The sequence below is a fragment of the Pseudomonas sp. QD4 genome (genome assembly GCF_049199125.1).
In the GTDB taxonomy this organism is placed as follows: domain Bacteria; phylum Pseudomonadota; class Gammaproteobacteria; order Pseudomonadales; family Pseudomonadaceae; genus Aquipseudomonas.
Genome location: NZ_JBLZOM010000002.1, coordinates 1,943,028 through 1,962,615, shown reverse-complemented (window position 1 = coordinate 1,962,615; position 19,588 = coordinate 1,943,028). Strand labels below are relative to the sequence as shown.

Annotated in this window: 21 protein-coding genes; 6 read left to right on the top strand and 15 right to left on the bottom strand. The window is 65.0% G+C overall.

Translation table 11 applies throughout. The annotated features are described in order from the left end of the window. Window positions 1–89: 89 nt before the first annotated feature. On the top strand, window positions 90–905 hold the full coding sequence (locus ACOZJV_RS20085) for a substrate-binding periplasmic protein (protein ID WP_078473563.1): 816 nt from the start codon (window positions 90–92) through the stop codon (window positions 903–905). A gap of 227 nt (window positions 906–1,132) precedes the next feature. Continuing rightward, window positions 1,133–3,001: a DEAD/DEAH box helicase gene (locus ACOZJV_RS20080; RefSeq protein WP_421548304.1), complete on the top strand. Its 1,869-nt coding sequence runs from the start codon at window positions 1,133–1,135 to the stop codon at window positions 2,999–3,001. A 161-nt stretch (window positions 3,002–3,162) separates the two neighbouring features. Here the strand turns inward: ACOZJV_RS20080 and ACOZJV_RS20075 are convergent, their stop codons facing one another. Together ACOZJV_RS20075 and ACOZJV_RS20070 are read right to left on the bottom strand one after the other, a co-directional pair. Then, window positions 3,163–3,759, bottom strand: a complete 597-nt coding sequence (locus ACOZJV_RS20075; RefSeq protein WP_020296208.1) for a YceI family protein — start codon at window positions 3,757–3,759, stop codon at window positions 3,163–3,165. 31 nt (window positions 3,760–3,790) lie between these two features. Continuing rightward, window positions 3,791–4,342 carry a cytochrome b gene (locus ACOZJV_RS20070; protein WP_078473561.1) on the bottom strand — a complete coding sequence of 184 codons (552 nt, stop codon included), beginning with the start codon at window positions 4,340–4,342 and terminating at the stop codon, window positions 3,791–3,793. 283 nt (window positions 4,343–4,625) lie between these two features. On the opposite strand from ACOZJV_RS20070, the gene ACOZJV_RS20065 reads away from it, so the two are divergent. Then, the gene (locus ACOZJV_RS20065; RefSeq protein ID WP_078473560.1) at window positions 4,626–6,032 is read left to right on the top strand and encodes an adenosylmethionine--8-amino-7-oxononanoate transaminase; all 1,407 of its coding nucleotides are present in this window, start codon (window positions 4,626–4,628) and stop codon (window positions 6,030–6,032) included. A 53-nt stretch (window positions 6,033–6,085) separates the two neighbouring features. Then, a complete protein-coding gene (locus ACOZJV_RS20060; RefSeq protein WP_078473559.1) occupies window positions 6,086–6,805 on the top strand; it encodes a 16S rRNA (uracil(1498)-N(3))-methyltransferase in 720 nt (239 codons plus the stop codon). Between the two features lie 24 nt (window positions 6,806–6,829). Here the strand turns inward: ACOZJV_RS20060 and ACOZJV_RS20055 are convergent, their stop codons facing one another. The 3 genes from ACOZJV_RS20055 to ACOZJV_RS20045 are packed head-to-tail and all read right to left on the bottom strand — an operon-like array spanning window position 6,830 to window position 9,386. Then, complete coding sequence (locus ACOZJV_RS20055) at window positions 6,830–7,732, bottom strand: transporter substrate-binding domain-containing protein (protein ID WP_421548303.1); 903 nt, start codon at window positions 7,730–7,732, stop codon at window positions 6,830–6,832. A gap of 27 nt (window positions 7,733–7,759) precedes the next feature. Beyond that, window positions 7,760–8,110: a RidA family protein gene (locus ACOZJV_RS20050; protein WP_421548302.1), complete on the bottom strand. Its 351-nt coding sequence runs from the start codon at window positions 8,108–8,110 to the stop codon at window positions 7,760–7,762. A gap of 34 nt (window positions 8,111–8,144) precedes the next feature. Then, window positions 8,145–9,386 (bottom strand): D-amino acid dehydrogenase, encoded by a 1,242-nt coding sequence (locus tag ACOZJV_RS20045; RefSeq protein WP_421548301.1) that lies wholly within the window; start codon window positions 9,384–9,386, stop codon window positions 8,145–8,147. Window positions 9,387–9,494: 108 nt separating this feature from the next. Here ACOZJV_RS20045 and ACOZJV_RS20040 point away from each other — a divergent pair, with 108 nt between their 5' ends. Beyond that, window positions 9,495–10,409 (top strand): LysR family transcriptional regulator, encoded by a 915-nt coding sequence (locus tag ACOZJV_RS20040; protein ID WP_078473555.1) that lies wholly within the window; start codon window positions 9,495–9,497, stop codon window positions 10,407–10,409. A gap of 23 nt (window positions 10,410–10,432) precedes the next feature. Here ACOZJV_RS20040 and trhA read toward each other — a convergent pair whose 3' ends face one another. Further along, the gene (gene trhA / locus ACOZJV_RS20035; RefSeq protein WP_020296200.1) at window positions 10,433–11,050 is read right to left on the bottom strand and encodes a PAQR family membrane homeostasis protein TrhA; all 618 of its coding nucleotides are present in this window, start codon (window positions 11,048–11,050) and stop codon (window positions 10,433–10,435) included. Between the two features lie 154 nt (window positions 11,051–11,204). Between trhA and ACOZJV_RS20030 the strand changes: the two genes are divergently transcribed. Further along, entirely contained in the window at window positions 11,205–12,128 is a 924-nt protein-coding gene (locus tag ACOZJV_RS20030) for a LysR substrate-binding domain-containing protein (RefSeq protein WP_421548300.1), read from the top strand. A 21-nt stretch (window positions 12,129–12,149) separates the two neighbouring features. Here ACOZJV_RS20030 and madM read toward each other — a convergent pair whose 3' ends face one another. From madM to mdcA, 9 genes are all read right to left on the bottom strand, one after another. Beyond that, on the bottom strand, window positions 12,150–12,914 hold the full coding sequence (gene madM, locus ACOZJV_RS20025) for a malonate transporter subunit MadM (RefSeq protein WP_421548299.1): 765 nt from the start codon (window positions 12,912–12,914) through the stop codon (window positions 12,150–12,152). 5 nt (window positions 12,915–12,919) lie between these two features. After that, window positions 12,920–13,312, bottom strand: a complete 393-nt coding sequence (gene madL, locus ACOZJV_RS20020) for a malonate transporter subunit MadL (RefSeq protein WP_421548298.1) — start codon at window positions 13,310–13,312, stop codon at window positions 12,920–12,922. 67 nt (window positions 13,313–13,379) lie between these two features. Further along, a complete protein-coding gene (gene mdcH / locus ACOZJV_RS20015) occupies window positions 13,380–14,315 on the bottom strand; it encodes a malonate decarboxylase subunit epsilon (RefSeq protein ID WP_078473552.1) in 936 nt (311 codons plus the stop codon). Beyond that, a complete protein-coding gene (locus tag ACOZJV_RS20010; protein ID WP_421548297.1) occupies window positions 14,312–14,935 on the bottom strand; it encodes a malonate decarboxylase holo-ACP synthase in 624 nt (207 codons plus the stop codon). Before ACOZJV_RS20010 ends, mdcH begins: the two co-directional genes overlap by 4 nt. Beyond that, window positions 14,932–15,735, bottom strand: coding sequence for a biotin-independent malonate decarboxylase subunit gamma (gene mdcE, locus ACOZJV_RS20005; protein WP_421548296.1), 804 nt, complete (start codon window positions 15,733–15,735; stop codon window positions 14,932–14,934). The genes ACOZJV_RS20010 and mdcE overlap by 4 nt, the downstream gene beginning before the upstream one ends. After that, window positions 15,732–16,583 carry a biotin-independent malonate decarboxylase subunit beta gene (locus tag ACOZJV_RS20000; RefSeq protein ID WP_421548295.1) on the bottom strand — a complete coding sequence of 284 codons (852 nt, stop codon included), beginning with the start codon at window positions 16,581–16,583 and terminating at the stop codon, window positions 15,732–15,734. Before ACOZJV_RS20000 ends, mdcE begins: the two co-directional genes overlap by 4 nt. Next, window positions 16,576–16,875 (bottom strand): malonate decarboxylase subunit delta, encoded by a 300-nt coding sequence (locus ACOZJV_RS19995; RefSeq protein WP_078473548.1) that lies wholly within the window; start codon window positions 16,873–16,875, stop codon window positions 16,576–16,578. Before ACOZJV_RS19995 ends, ACOZJV_RS20000 begins: the two co-directional genes overlap by 8 nt. Then, window positions 16,875–17,750 (bottom strand): triphosphoribosyl-dephospho-CoA synthase, encoded by an 876-nt coding sequence (locus ACOZJV_RS19990; RefSeq protein ID WP_078473547.1) that lies wholly within the window; start codon window positions 17,748–17,750, stop codon window positions 16,875–16,877. The genes ACOZJV_RS19995 and ACOZJV_RS19990 overlap by 1 nt, the downstream gene beginning before the upstream one ends. Further along, a complete protein-coding gene (gene mdcA / locus ACOZJV_RS19985; protein ID WP_078473546.1) occupies window positions 17,750–19,426 on the bottom strand; it encodes a malonate decarboxylase subunit alpha in 1,677 nt (558 codons plus the stop codon). The genes ACOZJV_RS19990 and mdcA overlap by 1 nt, the downstream gene beginning before the upstream one ends. Window positions 19,427–19,588 lie beyond the last annotated feature (162 nt).

The window sequence follows — 19,588 nt, the reverse complement described above, 5'->3', positions numbered from 1 at the left end:
CCAGGGCCCTTTTTCATGCCGGGTCCTTGAGCTAGAGCGGTCTGCACTGCCTCTAGCTATTTCAGCGGGTCACGGCGTAATCTCGCGCCATGTTTGTCATCTTCCGGTTGCTGACCGCCCTCCTCTGTACTTGCCTGAGCCTTGCGGCCCATGGCGAGAAGCTGCGCATTGTCACTGATCCCTGGCCGCCCTACGCCTACGAGGAAAACGGCAAGGCCATGGGCCTGGACTACGAGGCCACGGCCATTGTCTTCCAGCGCCTGGGGATCGAAGTGCAATGGCAGTTCCTGCCGTGGAAACGCTGCCTGGCCATGCTGGAGCAGGGCCAGGCCGACGCGGTGCTGGATATCTTTCATCGCGAAGAACGGGAAAAAAGCCTGCTCTACCCCAGCGAACCGCTGTCGGAAGTGGAGTTCGTGATGTTCTACGCCAACCAGCGCCCGCACCCGTTCAGCCGCCTGGAGACCTTGAGCGGCCTGACCATCGGCACCTCCCCCGGGTACCTGTACACCGATGAATTCAACGACTCACCGCTGTTCACGCGCGAGCCCGCGCCCACCCAGGAGGCCAACTTCGGCAAGCTGCTGCTGGGACGGATCGACCTGGTGATCACCGATCGCCGGGTCGGCCAGTACTTGCTCGACACCTTGAAAGTGCGCGACCAGATCACCGAAAACCCCTTGGTGCTGGTGCGCCAGGGGCAGTTCCTGGCCGTGCGCCGCAACGCCGGCATGGACTTGCTGGTGCAGCGCTTCGCCGCCGAACTCAAACGCTTCAAGCAGGAACCGGCCTACGCCGAGCTCAATGCCCGCTACGGCGGCGCTCGCGCCCCGGGACCTTCGAAGGCGACCCTGCACTCCACCTCCGATAAAACCGTTGAGCAGCAGGAAAGCAGCGCACAGTGATTGCTCTGTTATACTCCGGCCTTTCCGCCAGGCTCACGCCCGGACGCTCGTTCCTGTTCAAGGCATCTCGATACCGCTACAGCGCAGCCAATACGGCCCGCGCGGGCTTTTTCGGGCACGTCTTCAGGACTGAAGCTGGACCGGACGGGATTGCGTCCTCTTAAACGCCATTCGCGCCAGGCAAGACTATCCCTCTGGGCCAAGCCCTAACTAAAACAGGATTACTCATGTCCTTTGCTTCCCTCGGTCTCTCCGAGGCTTTAGTCGGCGCGATCGAAGCCGCCGGCTATACCCAGCCTACTCCGGTGCAACAGCGGGCCATTCCCGCCGTGTTGCAAGGTCGCGACTTGATGGTTGCGGCGCAGACAGGTACTGGTAAAACCGGCGGTTTCGCCCTTCCGATCCTGGAACGGTTGTTTCCCAACGGTCACCCGGACAAATCCCAGCGTCACGGCCCGCGCCAACCGCGCGTCCTGGTCCTGACCCCAACCCGCGAACTGGCCGCCCAGGTGCATGAGAGCTTCAAGCTCTACGCCCGCGACCTGAAGTTCGTCAGCGCCTGCATCTTCGGCGGCGTCGGCATGAATCCACAGGTGCAAGCCATGGCCCGTGGGGTTGATGTGCTGGTTGCCTGCCCGGGCCGCCTGCTCGACCTGTGCGGTCAAGGCAGCGTCGACTTGTCCCACGTGGAAATCCTCGTGCTGGACGAAGCCGACCGCATGCTCGACATGGGCTTTGTGCACGACGTGAAGAAAGTCCTCGCGCGCCTGCCAGCCAAACGCCAGAACCTGCTGTTCTCCGCGACCTTCTCCAAGGACATCACGGACCTCGCCGGCAAGCTGCTGCACAACCCCGAGCGCATCGAAGTCACGCCGCCGAACACCACGGTCGAGCGCATCGAGCAACGGGTATTCCGCCTCGCCGCCAGCCACAAGCGTGCCCTGCTGGCGCACCTGATTACTGCCGGCGCCTGGGAACAGGTCCTGGTCTTCACCCGTACCAAGCATGGCGCCAACCGCCTGGCCGAGTACCTGGACAAACACGGCCTGAGCGCTGTCGCGATCCACGGTAACAAGAGCCAGAACGCCCGCACCAAAGCCCTGGCCGACTTCAAGGCCGGCGAAGTGCGGATCCTGGTTGCCACCGATATCGCCGCGCGCGGCCTGGATATCGACCAACTGCCACACGTGGTCAACTTCGAGCTGCCGAACGTCGACGAAGACTACGTGCACCGCATCGGCCGTACTGGCCGTGCCGGTCGTTCGGGCGAAGCGATTTCCCTGGTCGCCCCGGACGAAGAGAAACTGCTGAAAAGCATCGAGCGCATGACCAAGCAGAAAATCGCCGACGGCGACCTGATGGGTTTTGACGCCAGTGCCGTAGAAGCCGAAAAGCCTGAAGTGCGTGAACGTCCGGACGTGCGCAACCCGCGCAATGCCCGTGGCCCGCGTGGCGATGGCCCGAACGGCGGTGGCGGCGGCGGTGGCCGTAAAGACAAGGGCAAGGACAAGGGCGGCAAGGACAAACCTGCCGCTCGTGGCGACCGCCCGGCTCGCGAGCAGAAACCTCGCGAAGGCACCCCGGCCCGCGAACAGCGCCAGCCAACCCCACGTGCAGCCGCTGACCGCGCACCGGACGAGTTCCTGGACGACGATATCGATAACTTCGGTAACCGCGTCGACTACGTCCCGCAACAGAAGCCGGCTCAAGGTCGCGGCCGCCGTCCAGGCGCCCCGGCACAAGGTGCAGGCGCCGGTGCAGCACCGCGCGGCGGCCAGCCGCAAGGTCGCCAGAACGGTCCGCGCAGCAGCAACGGCGCGACCACCGGCACCCCACCGGCCAAGCGCAACGGCCCACGCAACGGCGCTCCTCGTGATGGCCAGGCCCGTCGCGAAGAGTCGTCGCGCAATCGCCGCCCGGCTCGCTCCGATGACCAGCCGCGTCAGGAACCGGCCGTGCAGAACCCACGTGGCACTCAGCCGAAGATCATGCACAAGGAGTCGAAAAGCGATCGCTTCCCGACACCTGAGCAGCTCGATCAACTGCCGAGCCGCCCACGGGGTGAAAAACCGGCCCTGCTGACGCGTAATCGCTAAGCCGAGCCTGTAAAAAAAACGCCCCCGATCGCAAGATCGGGGGCGTTTTGCATGGGGCGCCGGTTACCGGCCAGGACCGCTAGGGGCACGGCCGACAATCGAAGATCGCCACACAGCAAAACGCCGACTCAAGGTCGGCGTTTTGTGGCACGCGGCGAAAATTACTTCGCTTTCACACCTTCAAAGGTGATGTACAGCTCGACGTTGTTCGACGCCGGGCCCAGGTCCATCATCTTGCCGAAGTCCTGGCGGTTGAAGCTGGTGGTGCCTTCAAAGCCAGCACGGTAGCCGCCCCATGGATCCTTGCCTTCGCCCAGGAAAGTGGCCTTGACCACGACTGGCTTGGTCACGCCGTGCAGGGTCAGGTCGCCCGCGACGTCTGCGGTCAGCTTGCCGTCGGCGTTCTTGCCGGTTGGCTTGACGCTGGTGGAGACGAACTTGGCGTCGGCAAACTTGCCCACGTCCAGGAAGTCTTTGCTTGCGATGTGCTTGTCGCGCTCGGCGTGGTTGGTGAACACGCTGGCGGTACGCACATTGACTTCAATCTTGGCGTCTTCCGGCTTGGCGGCATCGAAGCTGAACTTACCGTCCAGGTCCTTGAAGGTACCGGTGATGTAGCTGTAGCCCAGGTGGCTGATCTTGAAGTCGATGAAAGCGTGCTGGCCTTCCTTGTCGATCACGTAGTCAGCAGCCATCACCTGACCGGCCGACAGCAGGGCGGAACCGATGGCCAGAGCGGCGAGAGTCTTTTTCAACATGCTTCTATTCCTTTTGAGTCGAGGTTGAACATCAGGCTTTGCGCCCCAGCATACGAACCAGGGTCGCATCACGATCGATAAAGTGGTGTTTCAGAGCGGCCAGGCCATGCAGCCCGGCGAAAATCACGACCATCCAGGCCAGGTACAGATGCACCTCGCCTGCCACATCTGCCTGGTCCGGTAGCCCGGAAAGCAGTGCAGGTACTTCAAACAGGCCGAACACCGGGATCCCGACACCGTCTGCGGTGGAAATCAGGTAACCGGCAATCATCACAGCGAACAGACTGAGATAAAGGAATGCATGACCGAACTTGGCCCCCAGGCGAGTCAGGCGCCCGTGGTTGGCCGGCGCCGGCGGCGGTGGGCTGATAAAGCGCCAGAGCACCCGCAGCAGCATGATGGCGAAGAGGCTCAGGCCAATGCTTTTGTGCAGGTCCGGTGCGTCTTTGCGCCAGGTGCTGTAGTAGTCGAGGCCGACCATCCACAGGCCCAGGGCGAACAAGCCGAACACCACCAGGGCCACGCCCCAGTGCAGAACAATGCTTACCCAACCGTAGCGCGAAGAGGAATTACGTAGCTGCATGACTTGAATCCTGTAAGAACTGCTGCCCAAGACTATCGATTTACCTATCGAATTAAAGCGGAAAATTTCGCTTTGAAATATCGAGAAATATGATCTGAAGGGTATGCACAGTACGTTAACGATGGATTAAGGACTATCCCCAAAAAACGTGACAGACCGTCCTGCGTTTACTGCCAATTTGCCCTTCAGAACCTCAATGGGTTGTGACACAGCCCGGCATTGCATAGGCTTGCGCGACTGTTTTGCCTGCGCCCGCCGCAGGACCGCTTCGAGGAGATAAACGATGGGCCTGAACAACCAGTGGATGCAACGCGACCTCGCGGTCCTGTGGCACCCCTGCACCCAGATGAAAGACCACGAGCAGCTGCCGTTGATTCCCATCAAGCGCGGCGAAGGCGTCTGGCTCGAAGACTTCGAAGGCAAGCGTTACCTGGACGCGGTCAGTTCCTGGTGGGTCAACGTGTTCGGCCACGCCAACCCGCGCATCAACCAGCGCATCAAGGATCAGGTCGATCAACTGGAACACGTGATTCTCGCCGGGTTCAGCCATCAGCCGGTGATCGAGCTGTCCGAGCGCCTGATCAAGCTCACCCCCGAAGGCCTGACCCGCTGTTTCTATGCCGACAACGGTTCGTCGTGCATCGAAGTGGCGCTGAAGATGAGCTTTCACTACTGGCTCAACCGCGGCGCACCGGCCAAGAAGCGCTTCGTCACCCTGACCAACAGCTACCACGGCGAAACCATGGCCGCGATGTCGGTGGGCGATGTGCCGCTGTTCACCGAAACCTACAAGGCCCTGCTGCTGGACACCCTCAAGGTGCCGAGCCCCGATTGCTACCTGCGCCCCGAAGGCGTGAGCTGGGAGGAGCACTCGCGCACGATGTTCGCCGCCATGGAGCAGACCCTGGCCGAGCATCACGCCAGCGTCGCCGCGGTGATCGTCGAGCCGCTGATCCAGGGCGCCGGCGGCATGCGCATGTACCACCCGGTGTACCTGACCCTGTTGCGCGAGGCCTGCGACCGCTACGGGGTGCACCTGATCCTCGATGAAATCGCCGTCGGCTTCGGCCGCACCGGGACCATGTTCGCTTGCGAACAAGCCGGGATCCGCCCGGACTTCCTGTGCCTGTCCAAGGCCCTGACTGGCGGCTACCTGCCACTGGCGGCCTGCGTGACCACCGACGAGGTCTACAGCGCCTTCTACGACGACTACCCGACCCTGCGCGCCTTCCTGCATTCCCACAGTTACACCGGCAACCCGCTGGCGTGCGCGGCGGCCCTGGCGACCCTGGATATCTTCGAAGAAGACAACGTCATCGAAAACAACCAGGCCCTGGCCCAGCGCATGGCCAGTGCCACCGCGCACCTGGTGGATCACCCCCATGTGGCGGAGGTGCGCCAGACCGGCATGGTGCTGGCTATCGAGATGGTCCAGGACAAGGCCAGCAAGACCGCCTACCCGTGGCAGGAACGCCGTGGCCTGAAGGTGTTCCAGCACGCCCTGGAGCGCGGCGCGCTGCTGCGGCCCCTGGGCAGCGTGGTGTATTTCCTGCCGCCCTATGTGATCACCCCCGAGCAGATCGACTTCCTCGCCGAAGTGGCCAGCGAAGGCATCGATATCGCCACCCGCGACACCTTGAGCGTCGCGGTGCCGGAAAACTTCCATCCGGGCTTTCGCGATCCGGGCTAGCAGGTCACTCAGCGAAACGCCGTTCACCGATTCATCTTCAACAGAGACCCCCCATGAGATTGTCCCGCTTCTTTATCGACGCCCCCCTGAGCCTCGGCGAACACCCACTGCCCGAGGCCCAGGCCCATTACATCGGGCGCGTGCTGCGCATGGCCGAGGGCGATGCGCTGCAAGTGTTCGACGGCTCGGGGATGGAGTTTCGCGGCACCTTGCTGGAAGTCGGCAAGAAGCGCGTGACGGTGCGTCTCGATGAAAGCTTCGCCGGGCAGGTTGAATCACCGTTGCAGATCCACCTCGGCCAGGGCCTGTCCCGGGGCGAGCGCATGGACTGGGCGATCCAGAAAGCCACCGAGCTTGGGGTCAGTGAAATCACCCCGATCTTCAGCGAGCGCTGCGAAGTGCGGCTCAAGGACGAACGCGCCGATAAACGCCTGATGCATTGGCGCCAGGTGGCAATCAGCGCCTGCGAGCAATGCGGCCGTTCTCGGGTGCCGGTGATTCACCCGCCGCTGCTGCTGGCGGACTGGATCAAGCAGACCCAGGCCGAGCTGAAGCTGGTGCTGCACCCGGTGGCCGAGCCGCTGGTGAGCCATGCCAAGCCGGCCAGCCTGGCATTCCTGATCGGCCCTGAAGGCGGCCTGTCCGACGCCGAGGTCGAGCAGGCCCACGGCGCAGGCTTTCTGCCGGCACGCCTGGGGCCAAGGGTCCTGCGCACCGAAACCGCACCGGTGGTGGCCCTGGCCGTGGCCCAGCAGCTGTGGGGCGATTTCTAGAACCCTGGCCGGCCCGTCCTGGCGCTACTCCACTGGATCGCTGATCGGCTTGGCGATGATCGCCTTGAGTTCGCTGGTCATGGGGAACTCCAGGTTCAGGCCCTTGGGCGGAATCGGCTGCTGGAACCAGCGCTGGTAGATGCCGTTGATTTCCCCCGAGCGGTACAGGTCGCCCAGGGCGGCATTGACCAGGGCCAGGAACTGCGGATCGTCCTTGCGCACCATGCAGCTGTAGATCTCCCGCGACTGCTCTTCGCCCACCACCACCCATTTGTGCGGATCGTGGGCCTTGGCCCGTTCCCCGTAGAGCAAGGCGTCATCCATGTAGAAAGCGGCGGCGCGGCCGGTCTGCAGCATCTGGAAGGCCTCGCCGTGGTCCTTGGCGCTGATCACGAACATGTCGATCTTGTGCTCGACGTTATAGCTCTTGAGAAAGCGCTCATTGGTGGTACCGGCGGTGGTCACCACGTTCTTGCCCCGCAGGTCGGCGAAGCGCTGGATGCCGCTGTCCCGGGCCGTCAGCAACTGGCCTTTGACGTAGATGAACCCATAGGAAAACGCCACCTGCTTCTGCCGCTCGGCGGTGACCCCGGTGGAACCGCACTCCAGGTCCACAGTGCCGTTCTGCACCAGGGGGATGCGCGTCTGCGACGTCACCAGGTTGTACTTGACCGCCAGTTTCGGCAGGGCCAATTGCTGCTGGATGCGCTCGACGATCTTGCTCGCCAGGTCCACCGAATAGCCCATCGGCTTGCCGCTGTTATCCCCCACATAGGAGAACGGCACTGACGCATCGCGATAGCCCAGGGTGATGCTGGCGCTGTTGGCGATCTTGCCCAGGGTCCCGCCGGGCGGCGCTTCGCCGGCCTGGAGCTGGGTGCTGAGGAGCAGGCCCAGGGTGCAGCCGAGCAACGTGATTTTTTGCATTGTTATTCTCCGTTGTGGGTCATGGGGTCAGCGCCGGGCGGCGATGACGGTGATTTCCACCCGCACCTGGGGCCGTGCCAGTTCGGCCTGGACGGTGGTGCGGGTCGGCGCCTGGCCCGGCGTCAGCCAGGCCGACCAGGCCTCGTTCATGGCGGCAAAATCCTCGCCGATGTCCTTGAGGTAGATGGTCGCGCTGAGCAGATGATCCTTGTCGCTACCCGCCTCGGCCAGCAAGACGTCGATCTTCTCCAGCACTTCGCGGGTCTGAGCGCCGACCTCGGTCGCCGCGCTCGGCACCTGGCCGGACAGAAACACCAGGTCGGCGAAGGTCACGGCGCCGCTGAGGCGCGGGTTGCTGCTGATGCGGTTGATACTCATGGGGCATTCCTTGTGCGGGGTCTTCGGTCAGGGGTCAAGCAGCGCGGGGTGCAAGGCCCTGCATATCGATAGCGGTAGGTCGCTGGCCCAGCAGCTCGCCCAACAGGCGCCCGCTGCCACAGGCCAGGGTAAAACCAAGCGCGCCATGGCCGAGGTTGAGCCACAGGTTGCGGTAGGCCGTGGCCCCAATCAGCGGCACCCCGCTGGGGGTGGCCGGGCGCATGCCCGCCCATTCAATGGCCGCGGCGTAATCGCCTGCGTCGGCAAAGGTTTCCCCTGCCTGGCGGCGCATCAGGGCCAGGCGCTTAGGGTCGAGCGCCGGGTCGAAGCCGACAATGTCGACCATCGCCGCGACCCGCAACTGCTGGCCGATCCGTGCATAGACGATCTTGCGGTTGTAATCGGTGATGCTGATCTGCGGCGCCTGGTGCTGCTCGCCAATCGGCACACTGAGGCTGTAGCCCTTGAGCGGGTACAGCGGCAGTTTCAGGCCCGGCAGCGCCAGCTCGGCACTGCGGTGGCCGGCGGCGAGCACCAGTTGCTCGACCGCCAGGGTCTCGCGCCCCAGCTCGATGGCCTGCACCGTGCCGGCACTGTGGCGGATCCCGGTCACGCTGCGCCCCAGCAGGAACTCGCAGCGCCCCGAGGCCTGGAGCCGCGCCACCAGTTGCTGGCAGAAGGCGTGGCAGTCAGCCACTTCTTCATCCGGGGTGAAGATACCGCCGACAAAGGGTGCGTCCTGCAGCGTCGGCTCAAGCTGTGCGCACTCGGCGTGGGACAACACCTGCTGTTGGCGGCTGTCCGCCAGATGGCGCCGGGCGTGCTCGAAGCTGCCCGGCTGGCGAAAGGTCACCAACTTGCCATTGCGCCGCCAGTCGAAGCCGTCCAGCCCATCCTCGTCGCGCCAGGCCTGCAAGGTGGCCTGGCTGAGCAATGCCAGGCGCAGCAGGTGGCCGGCGTTGCGCTGGTTGACCGAGCTGCGGCAAGCGCCGAGGAACCCCAGCAACCAGCGCCATTGGGCCGGGTCCAGGCGCGGACGCAGCTTCAATGGCGAGTCGCCGCGCAGCATCCAGCCCAGGGCTTGCCAGGGCACCCCGGCATCGGCCAGCGGCGCCACATAGCGGTAGGACAACTGGCCGCCATTGGCGAAGCTGGTCTGACTGGCGAACGACTGCTGCGCCTCCACCAGGGTCACCTCAAAGCCCTCGCGGACCAGGGCATAGGCACTGGCCAGGCCGATCACGCCACCGCCGACGATGCAAACCCGCTGCGTCATATCAGTCCTTAACCTGTGTATTGAACGGCCTTCAGGTTAGGAGCAGGTGACAGGCGCCGAACAATGAATAAAGATCGACCACCCATAAACAAAGGTTATGGACTTGCCATGCGACTGCGACACATCGAAATCTTCCAGGCCATCCGCCAGACCGGCTCGGTCAGCGGCGCCGCGCAACTGCTCCACGTCTCGCAACCGGCGGTGACCAAGGTCCTGCAACACGCCGAGTTGCAACTGGGTTTCCCACTGTTTCTGCGGGTACGCGGCAAGCTCCAGGCCACGCCGGAGGCCCTGGAACTGGAGCGTGAAGTGGACAAGGTCAGCGAGAGCCTGCAAGGCGTGCGGCGCCTGGCGCAGAGCCTGCGCCGCAAGCCGGGCCATAGCCTGCGGATCGGCGCGACCCCGGCCCTGGCCCTGTCGTTGCTGCCGCCGGCGATCAGCGAATGGACCCGGCGCTATCCGGAGTTGGTCTGCGAGCTGTCCAGCGCCCACAGCCGCGAGCTGGTGCAGAACCTGTTGATGCGCGAGATCGACGTCGCCCTGACCCTGCAACGCCCGGATCACCCGGGGCTGGCGGCCCAGGCCCTGGCCCAGGGGGTGCTGGTGGCCCTGGCGCCGCGGGACTATTGGCCGGCTGCCGCCAGGGGTACGCCATTGGCGCTGATGGAACTGGCGGGGGCGCCGTTGATCGGCCTGTCCAGCGCCGACCCGTTGTCGGCCCGGCTCGACAGCTACCTGGAGGCGGTGCAGCCGGCGCCACGGGTGAGCATTGCGGTGCAGACCTATTCCCTGGCCCGGGCCATGGTCGAATCCGGTGCCGGGCTGGCGGTGATCGACCCCTTCACCGCCCTCGGCGCCTCGACCGCCAGCACCGAGATCCGCCCCCTGACGCCCCCGCTGCCAATCACCCTGTATGCCGTGACCCGCACCAGCGAACCGCAACCCCATACCCTGGGCAGCCTGCTGGACATTTTCAGCCACCGCGCCCAGGAGCAATTGAACCGGCTGTTGCAGCACGCCTAGGCACGTTAACGGCCAATGAAGCCCTAGAGCACGTAGAACAGAATCGCCACGAAATGCAGCAGGCTGCCGCCGATCACGAACAGGTGCCAGATGCCATGGGCGTGGCGCAGGCGGCTGTCGAGGGCGAAGAAGATGATGCCCACGGTGTACAGCACCCCGCCCGAGGCCAGCCAGGCGAAGCCGGTCGAGCCCAGGGCCGCCAGCAACGGCTTCACCGCCACCAGCACGATCCAACCCATCACGGCGTAGATCACGATCGACAGGATCCGCGCCTCGGAGCGCGGCTTGATCTCTTGCAGGATGCCGATCAGCGCCAGCCCCCAGACAATCCCGAACAGGGTCCAGCCCCAGGGCCCGCGCAGGGTCACCAGGCAGAACGGCGTGTAGCTGCCGGCGATCAGCAGGTAGATCGAAAAGTGATCGAGCTTCTGCATGATGCTTTTCTTCGGCCCGCGCACGCTGTGGTACACGGTGGAGACGCTGTACAGCACCAGCAAGGTGAACCCGTAGATCGCCACGCTGACGATCTTCCAGGGGTTGCCGTCGAGGCTGGCCAGGACCACCAGCCACACGCCCCCGATACACGCCGCGACCGCACCCAGCAAATGGGTCCAGGCGTTGAATTTTTCCCCGTGATACATGTGTCACTTTCCCTCAAGCGGTTACAACAGGACGCAAGGCTCAGGCCTGGAGCCTGAAAGCGCAACATTACCCACACTAGATGGGGCAAAAAAAGCTCCAGCCAAGGCCCTGTTCGTCGGGCACAATCCTGCCCATCGAACAAGAGTGGCCGCCATGCTGATCGACGAAGAGTTGACCCTGAAAAAGCTCGAAGTGTTTCTCGCCTTCATGCGCACCGGCAACCTGACCCGGGCTGCGGCCGAGTTGCACACCAGCAATGTCAGCGTGCATCGGGCCATCCATTCCCTGGAAAGTGCCCTGCGCTGCCCGCTGTTCAAGCATGAGGGGCGTAACCTGACGCCGCTGGAAAGCGCCTATGTCCTCGAGGAACGGGCGCAAAAGCTGATTGGCGACGTGGTCGAAAGCGTGCGCCTGACCCGTGAAGCCGCCGGGTTCTCCGCCGAACGCTTCAAGCTCGGCTCCCTGTATTCGCTGACGGTGAAGACCGTGCCGCAGTTGATCATGGGTCTGAAGATCCGCCGCAGCGAACTCAATATCGACCTGATCCTGGGGTCGAATATCGACCTGTTGTACAAGCTCAAGAACATGGAAGTCGACGCGATCCTGGTGTCCCTGGATGACAGCATCAGTGACCCGGACTGCGAGCAGATCCCGCTGTTTTCCGACGATATCTTTCTCGCCACCCCCGCCGATTCGCCCTTCGCCCAGCAGGCAGAAGTCGACCTCAGCGATGTGCGCGACGCTACCTTCATTACCCTGACCCAGGGTTTCGCCACGCACCAGGACGGGGTCCGGGTGTTCAAGCAGGCGGGGTTCGAACCGAAGGTGGCGATGCAGGTCAACGACATCTTCACCCTGCTGAGCATGGTCAGTTCAGGGGTGGGTTATGCCTTGCTGCCGGGAAGAATTGCCGCGGTGTATGAGAACCGGGTCAAGCTGATCCCGCTGCAAGCGCGTTATCGCCTGCAACAGCATATCGGCGTGGTGTTTCTCAAGGCCAAGGAGCGTGATCCGAACCTGCTGGCGCTGCTGGCCGAGTGCCGGATGTACGCCAATCGCCAGGCCGCGCCCCTGTAGGAGCCGGCCCGGCAAGAGCGTTTAGCCCAGCAAACCGCGCATGATCAGGTACAACAGCGACGGCCCCAGCAGGCACCCGAGGGCCGTATAGAACGCCGCCGTCAGGCAACCGTAAGGCACCAGCTTGGGGTCGGTCGCGGCCAGGCCGCCCGCGACTCCGCTCGACGTGCCCATCAGGCCACCGAAAATCACCGCGCTGCGAGGGTTGTTCAGGCCGATCATTGGCGCCACGAAGGGGGTCATGACCATGACCAGAATTGCCTTGATCAGCCCCGCCGCAATCGACAGCGCCATGACTTCAGAGCTCGCGCCGATCGCCGCACCCGTTACCGGCCCGACAATGTAGGTCACCGCCCCTGCGCCAATGGTGGTCAGGCTGACCGCGTCGGTGTAGCCAAACGCCATGGCCACCCCAACCCCGGCGATAAACGACGAGCCGACCCCGACAAACAGCGCCAGCACCCCGACAAAGCCTGCCCGCTTGAGCTCTTCGATACTGACCCCGAAGGCCGTGGCGACAATTGCAAAGTCGCGCAACATGGCGCCGCCGAGCAAACCTATCCCCGAGAGCAACGGAATATCCACCACGCCCTTTTGCCCGCCGGTAAAGGCGCCGCCGACATAGGACAGGAGCAGGCCCAGCAGAATGGCGATGGCCGAACCATGCAGGCGGCCCCTGGTAAAGGTGTTGGAGATCCAGTACGAGACCCACATGGTGATGCCGACAATCGCAAAACCGCTGATCAGCCCGTAACCGGTAATAACTTTCATCATCGATTCGTACATGGCGATCACCCTACTGTCTTCGGCGGCAGGACCACTTCGGGATCTTTATTGCCGATCCGCACTAATACGGGTACCAAGGCAAAGGCAACCACCACCGCCAGGGTTCCCGCGAGAATCGCCATGGGCCCGCCCTTGAGCGCGCCATACACGTTCTGCTGGGCCGCCATGGCCACCACGATAGGGATATAGACCGCACTCCAGAACTCCACGCCCTGCTCGGACTTGCCCTTGAGCCAGCCGCGTCGATTCAGGTAGCTGCCCAGGCCGATCAATAACAGCATCGCGATACCGACACCGCCGACGTTGGCCGGCACGCCAATCATCTTGCCCAGCAGCTCGCCGATAAAAATACCCACCAGGGTACAAAAGGCCAGAAACGCCACACCGTAAATAATCATTGTTGTAGTCCTCAAAGTGCATCGTCGAAGTTGTTGTTTTTGTGCTTCGCCAGCTTGAGTCGGGGCTCTATCGGTCGCGGCGTACCTCCTCATGCAACAGCGCCTGCAGGGTGTCCAGGCGCGCACCGTCGTAGGCGATCACGCTGCCCTGTTCGAACACCCGGCGCGCCAGCCCGGTCAACACCGCACCAGGCGGCAGTTCGATCTGTAGCCGCACGCCGCGCTCATACGCGCCTTGCACGGTGCCGCGCCAATCCACCACCCGGCACATGTTGAACGCCAGGTCGTCGCGCAGTTGTTCCACCTGGCGCAGCGGCCGCGCCCGGCTGCTGCTCAGGTAACCCAGGCGTGGCGCCTGCATCGGCACCTGGGCAAAGGCCTCGGCCAGCGCCTGGGCCGGTTGCGCCAGCAACGGGCAGTGGGACGGCACGCTGACCGCCAGGCGCTTGGCCACGCCCACCCCGCAACCGCGGGCCAGCTCGGCCACCCGCAGCATCGCGGCGTCGCTGCCGGCGATCACCAGTTGGCTGTCGGCGTTGATATTGGCCAGGTACACCGGTGCCTGCTCGCAGTGGACCTGGGCCAGCAAGGCCTCCACCGTGGCCAGTTGCAGACCGATGATCGCCGTCATCCCATAACCCTCGGGGTAGGCACGCTGCATCAGCTCGCCCCGCAGGCTCACCAGGCGCAACGCATCGGCAAATTCCAGGGCCCCGGCCACCACCGCCGCCGGATAGGCGCCGATGGACAGCCCGGCCACGTACTCCGGCGCCGGTGCCTGCTCCAGCAGCAGTCGGGCACTGGCAACGCCGGCGATCAGCAAACACAGTTGCACGGCCCGGGTATTGGCCAGGGCGGCGGGGGAGTCCAGGGTCAGCGGATCCTCGCCCAGCACCTGCGCCGCCTCTTGCAGGCAGGCCTGCACCAGCGGGTTGGGCGGCAGGCGCTGCAACATGCCCGGCTGCTGCGCGCCCTGGCCCGGAAACACCAGCAGGCTGCTCACGCCACATGCTCCAGGGCCTGCCACGGGTTCTCGACCAGCCGAGCACCCGTCGCGCATTTGAGCAATACACGCCGGGCGCCGGCAGCCCATTCGCGCAGGGCCAGTGCGCCGTTGGGGGTCTGTAATTGCAGGTCCACCGGGCATGGCGCGCTGTCCAGCAACGCCAGCAGGTGCCGGGTCTGGGCCCGGGGCAGAGGTTCGGCGCTGCGCGCAATCAGGTCCAGGTCACTGCCCTGGTGCAGCGCTGCCACACCGCTGGCCAGTTCAAACCCGGCGCTGCCGCTGACGCCCCACACCAGGCCGCACGCGTCCAACTGCGGGCGCAACAGGGCCAGGGCCCGCAACGCCGGCCAGGGCTGATCCGACTCCACTGCGCACAGGGCTTCGGGCGTGACGCAACGGCTGATGGAGGCCAGCGCCATCAGGGTCGGATAACGCTGCTCGCGCAGGCGCCCGCGCACACCCACCGCCACCTGCCCCGGCGCGGTCAACGCCCGGCGCACCACCACCGGCTGGCCGTCGGCCATGGCCGCCACCACCCAGGCTGGCGCATCGCCCGGCAATTGCTCGGGCGTCAGGCCCCAAAGCAGGTCATGGGGCTGGGGTGGCAAGCGGCTCACCACTGTTCTCGCAACAGCTGGCGCACCCGGCTCGACGCTGCCCGATTGCTCGCGCCCAACCGCCCGCTCAGGTCATGCCCGGTGGCGCGCACATCAGCTATCGCCTGCACCAGGCACTCGTTGACCCGCGCCAGGTCATGGGCCGTGGGTTGTTCGATCTGAGTCACCGACAGGGTTTCCCAGAGCAGGCCCAGGCTGGCAAAGCTGTCGATGTCATAGGCCATCGGCGGCACGCTGGCGGCCAGGGCTTCCAGTTCCTCGACGCTGCGCAGGGTCACCCGCGCCGCCGAAGCCTTGCCCATGGCATGCACCATCACCCCCGGGTCACGCAGGGCGATCAGGCGGTTGGCCTGGTAGCCGTGGGCCAGAAAAGCCCCGGACATGGCCTTGCCCACCAGCAGGGCAATCACCGGGTGCCCGGCCAGCCGCGCCCTGGCATAACTGTCGGCCGCCCCGGCCAGCGCCTGGTGAATGCCCAGTGCTTCTTCACGCCGACCGTAGGCCTGGCTCGGCACATCGACGATGGCGATCAGGGGGCGTTTTTCGGTGTGCGCGGCATCGGCCGCGATCACGTCATCCACCACCCGAGCCAGGCCCCAACCTTCCAGCAACCCGACTTCGCCGTTGCGGGCCCGGGGGAAACGGTTGTCCGGATCGGCCACCACGGCGATAAAACGCACCGCTTGCCCGGCCAGGTGGCCGTCCGCGACGCTCAACGATGCCGGCACATCAGTGACGGGCGTGGCGCCGGCACTCAGGGCCTGAAACCAGTGCCAGCCGCGCAGGGAATAAGCACTCATGAGCGGTCTCCTTGATACAGGTCGCGAACCGTCGCCGGTTCGATTTGCGGCGCGGTATCCAGCCGCGCCAGGCAGCCCAGGTAGTGTTCGGCCTGGCGGCTGCGCTGCTGCGCCGGCAACCCCAGGGCCAACAGTTCACCGACCTGCTGCTGGATCTGCGCCACATCGTCGGCCACATACCGATCCACCAGGCCACTGGCAAAGCGCTGTTCGCCGCCGGTCAGGCTCCAGATAAACGGCCGGTCGCGGGAGTCGTACTCCTCAAGGCCGGCTTCCTGCTCGATCACTTGCGGGCCGTTGAGCCCGAGCCGCGCTTCCTGGGTCACCAGCAGGTAACTGCACAGGCCGGCGGCAATCGACATCCCGCCAAAACAGCCAACGCTGCCGGCCACCACGCCGATCACCGGCTGGTACTGGCGCAGATCGACAATCGCCGCGTGGATATCGGCAATCGCCGCCAGCCCCAGGTTGGCTTCCTGCAGGCGCACGCCGCCGGTTTCCAGGAGCAAGACGGCGCGAGTGGCAATGCCGTTGCGGTTGTCCTCGGCGGCCAGTTCCAGGGCGCCGGCGATCTTCGCCCCGCCCACTTCACCCAGGCTGCCGCCCTGGAACGTGCCTTCGATGGCGGCAATCACCACCGGCAGGCCGTTGATGCTGCCCTTGGCGATCACCACCCCGTCGTCGGCCTGGGGCACCACGCCCTGGCGGACGAGCCAGGGCGACATGACCCGCTGGAAAGGGTCGAGCAACTCGCGAAAGCTGCCGGCATCGAGCAAGGCCCTGGCCCGCTGGCGAGCGCCGAGTTCGACGAAGCTGTGCTTGTGCAACAGGCGGTCGCTGTCAGTCATGGCCGATCTCCTCGAAGCCCTGTTCCAGGCGCAGGCGCACCACACCCGGCGTGGCGCCGAAATCATGAATATCGATGGCCAGCGCCGGCGGCACCTGGCCGTCGAAGAGACGCTCGAACAGATGCTGCCAGCGCGCCCCGCTGCCATTCACCGAGGTCTGCACCTGGATCGTCAGCTTGCCGGCCGGACCGGGTTCGAGCAGCACTTCCAGGTCGCCCGAGCCGACACAGCCCACCAGCGCCCGACCGCGAGCCGGTGGCCCTGCGGGAAATTCAAAAGACAAGGTTTCCATCACACTGCTCCCTGGATAAAGGCGTCGCCGGACTCGATCCGGTCGAGCAACAGGCAGGCTGCGAGGAGGTCCGCAGCGCCGCCGGGCGAGGCATTCAAGGCCAATAACTGTTGGTCCAGCTCATGCAGGCGGCGACGCCCGGCCAGGCTCGCACTGCCACCGGCCTCGAGCACCGCCCGCGCGCCCCGCTGCATGGCCTGCAAGCCCTGCTCGCCGGCGCGGTACAGCACGCAGGTGTCGACCAGGGTGGTCATGATGGCGAGCAAGGCATCGAGCCGGGCGTTCTGCTCGCCATGGCCCTGGGCGCGACTGCGCTGAAGCTGCGGCAAGCCATGTTGCAGCACCGCTGGGAACCCCAACTGCGCCTGTTCGCGGGCACCGAGTGCACCGTAGCGCTGCGCCACCTGGGCGCCATGGCTGAGGGCACGCGGGGCATGGCGATCATCGAGCAACGCCAGGCGTGCGGCGCGAACGGCCAGGCTGCCGGCGCGGTTGGCCTGAGGCTCCAGCGCCGCAGCCGCCACCAGCAGGCCCAGGGCCCATATAGCCCCACGATGGGTATTGACCCCGCCGGTGGTGACCAGCATCGCCGCTTCGCCTTCACGGCCGATGCGGCCCAGGGCTTCGCGCAATGGCAAACCGATCGCGCCGAGTTCAATGGCGGCGTCGGCCATGGCCTTGAACGCCGGCCACAGGGACAGGGCCGAGGCGTGCATCAGCCCCAGGTGCAGGTCGCTGTGGGCACCGTTGCCACGACGATCCACCAACGCCGGCTTGGGCGACAGGTCGGCCTCGTCGATCAGTGCGTCGACCGCCAGGTCCGCCAGGCGCTCGGCCAGGCTCAGGGGTTTCGCGTGCAGATTGAATGCGTGCATTACCAGCTCCTGAACTTGGCGGGCGGGTGGTACAGGCCACCCGACCACTCCACCAGATCGGCGACGCTTTTCGCCGCGAGCAACTCGCGACTGGCATCGGTACGGCGAATGCCGAGGTCTTCGGGCAAGGCGATCAAGCCTTCACGGCGCATGCGCGCGGTGTCTTTGGGGTTGTGTCGCAGGCCGATGACGGTGACCCCGGCCACGGCGGCGATCATGGCCTGGCGCTCTTCCAGAGAGCGGGCCTTGTACAGGTAGGCGATGCCTTCCTCGGTCAGCAGGTGGGTGACGTCGTCGCCGTAGATCATGATCGGCGCCAGGGGCATGCCGCTCTTGCGCGCCACTTCCACCGCGTCCAGGGTCTCGACGAAGGTCGGTTTGCCGCCTTCCTGGAAGGTCTCGACCATCTGCACCACCAGCTTCTTGCCGCGTTCGAGCATGGCCTGGGGCGCGTCGCTCTGATCGACGCGCATATCCAGCCAGGCCGGGGTGCCGTGGCGTCGGCCGCGGGGGTCGTGGCCCATGTTCGGGGCCCCGCCGAAACCGGCCAGGCGCCCGCGGGTCACGGTGGAAGAATGGCCGTCGCCGTCCACCTGCAAGGTGGCGCCGATAAACAGGTCCACCGCGTACTGCCCGGCCAGTTGGCAGAACATCCGGTTGGAGCGCAGGGAGCCATCGCGGCCGGTGAAGAACACGTCCGGGCGCGCGGCGATGTAGTGCTCCATGCCCAATTCGGTGCCGAAACAGTGCACGCTTTCCACCCAGCCGCTTTCAATGGCCGGGATCAGGGTCGGATGGGGGTTGAGGGTCCAGTTGCGGCAGATCTTGCCCTTGAGCCCCAGGGATTCACCGTAGGTGGGCAGGATCAGCTCGATGGCCGCGGTGTTGAAACCGATGCCGTGGTTCAGCGACTGCACATTGTGTTTTTCGTAGATGCCGCGGATCGCCATCATCGCCATCAGCACGTGCACCGGCTTGATATGCCGTGGGTCGCGGGTAAACAGCGGCTCGATGTAGAACGGCTTGTCGGCCACCACCACGAAATCCACCCAGGACGCCGGGATGTCCACTCGCGGCAACTCGCTGACGTCATCCACCAACTGGTTGACCTGGACGATCACGATACCGTCGCTGAAGGCTGCCGGCTCGATCAGCGCCGGGGTGTCCTCGGTGCTCGGGCCGGTGTAGATATTGCCGGCGCGGTCGGCCATGAAGCCGGCCGAGAGCACCACGTTGGGAATCAGGTCCACCACCAGCCGTGCATAAAGCTCGATGTAGGTATGGATCGCGCCGACTTCCAGCAGCCCGTCTTCGAGCAACTGGCTGATGCGCAGGCTCTGGGTACCGGCAAAGGAAAAGTCCAGCTTGCGCGCGATGCCGCGCTCGAACAGGTCCAGGTGCTCGGAACGGCCGACGCTGGGCATGATCATGTGCAAGTCGTGGAGCTTGGCCGGGTCGGCCTTGGCCAGTGAGCGCGACAGGAAATCCGCCTGCTTCTGGTTGTTGCCCTCCAGCACCACCCGGTCCCCGGGCAGGATCAACGCCTCCAGGGCCGCCACGATCTTGTCGGTGGGCAACACCACACCATCGGCCAGGGCCCGCACCTGTTCGAGGCGCCGCTGCTTTTCGCTGCGCCGCCGCGTCCAGCGCGAGTCGGGGGATATTATTGTTGTCATGCTCACTCCACGGGTTCGCTGTCGTGGAGCCACCTTAGGAGGCAATGCTCGGGGCATCAATCAAGCCCAGCGGCGGATCGTTACGCTCAGAGTAATGATTCAAGCCGCAGCCATGAAGGCAGTGCCTGCACCGCCGATGTTGGAGTACCCTGCCACCCCACC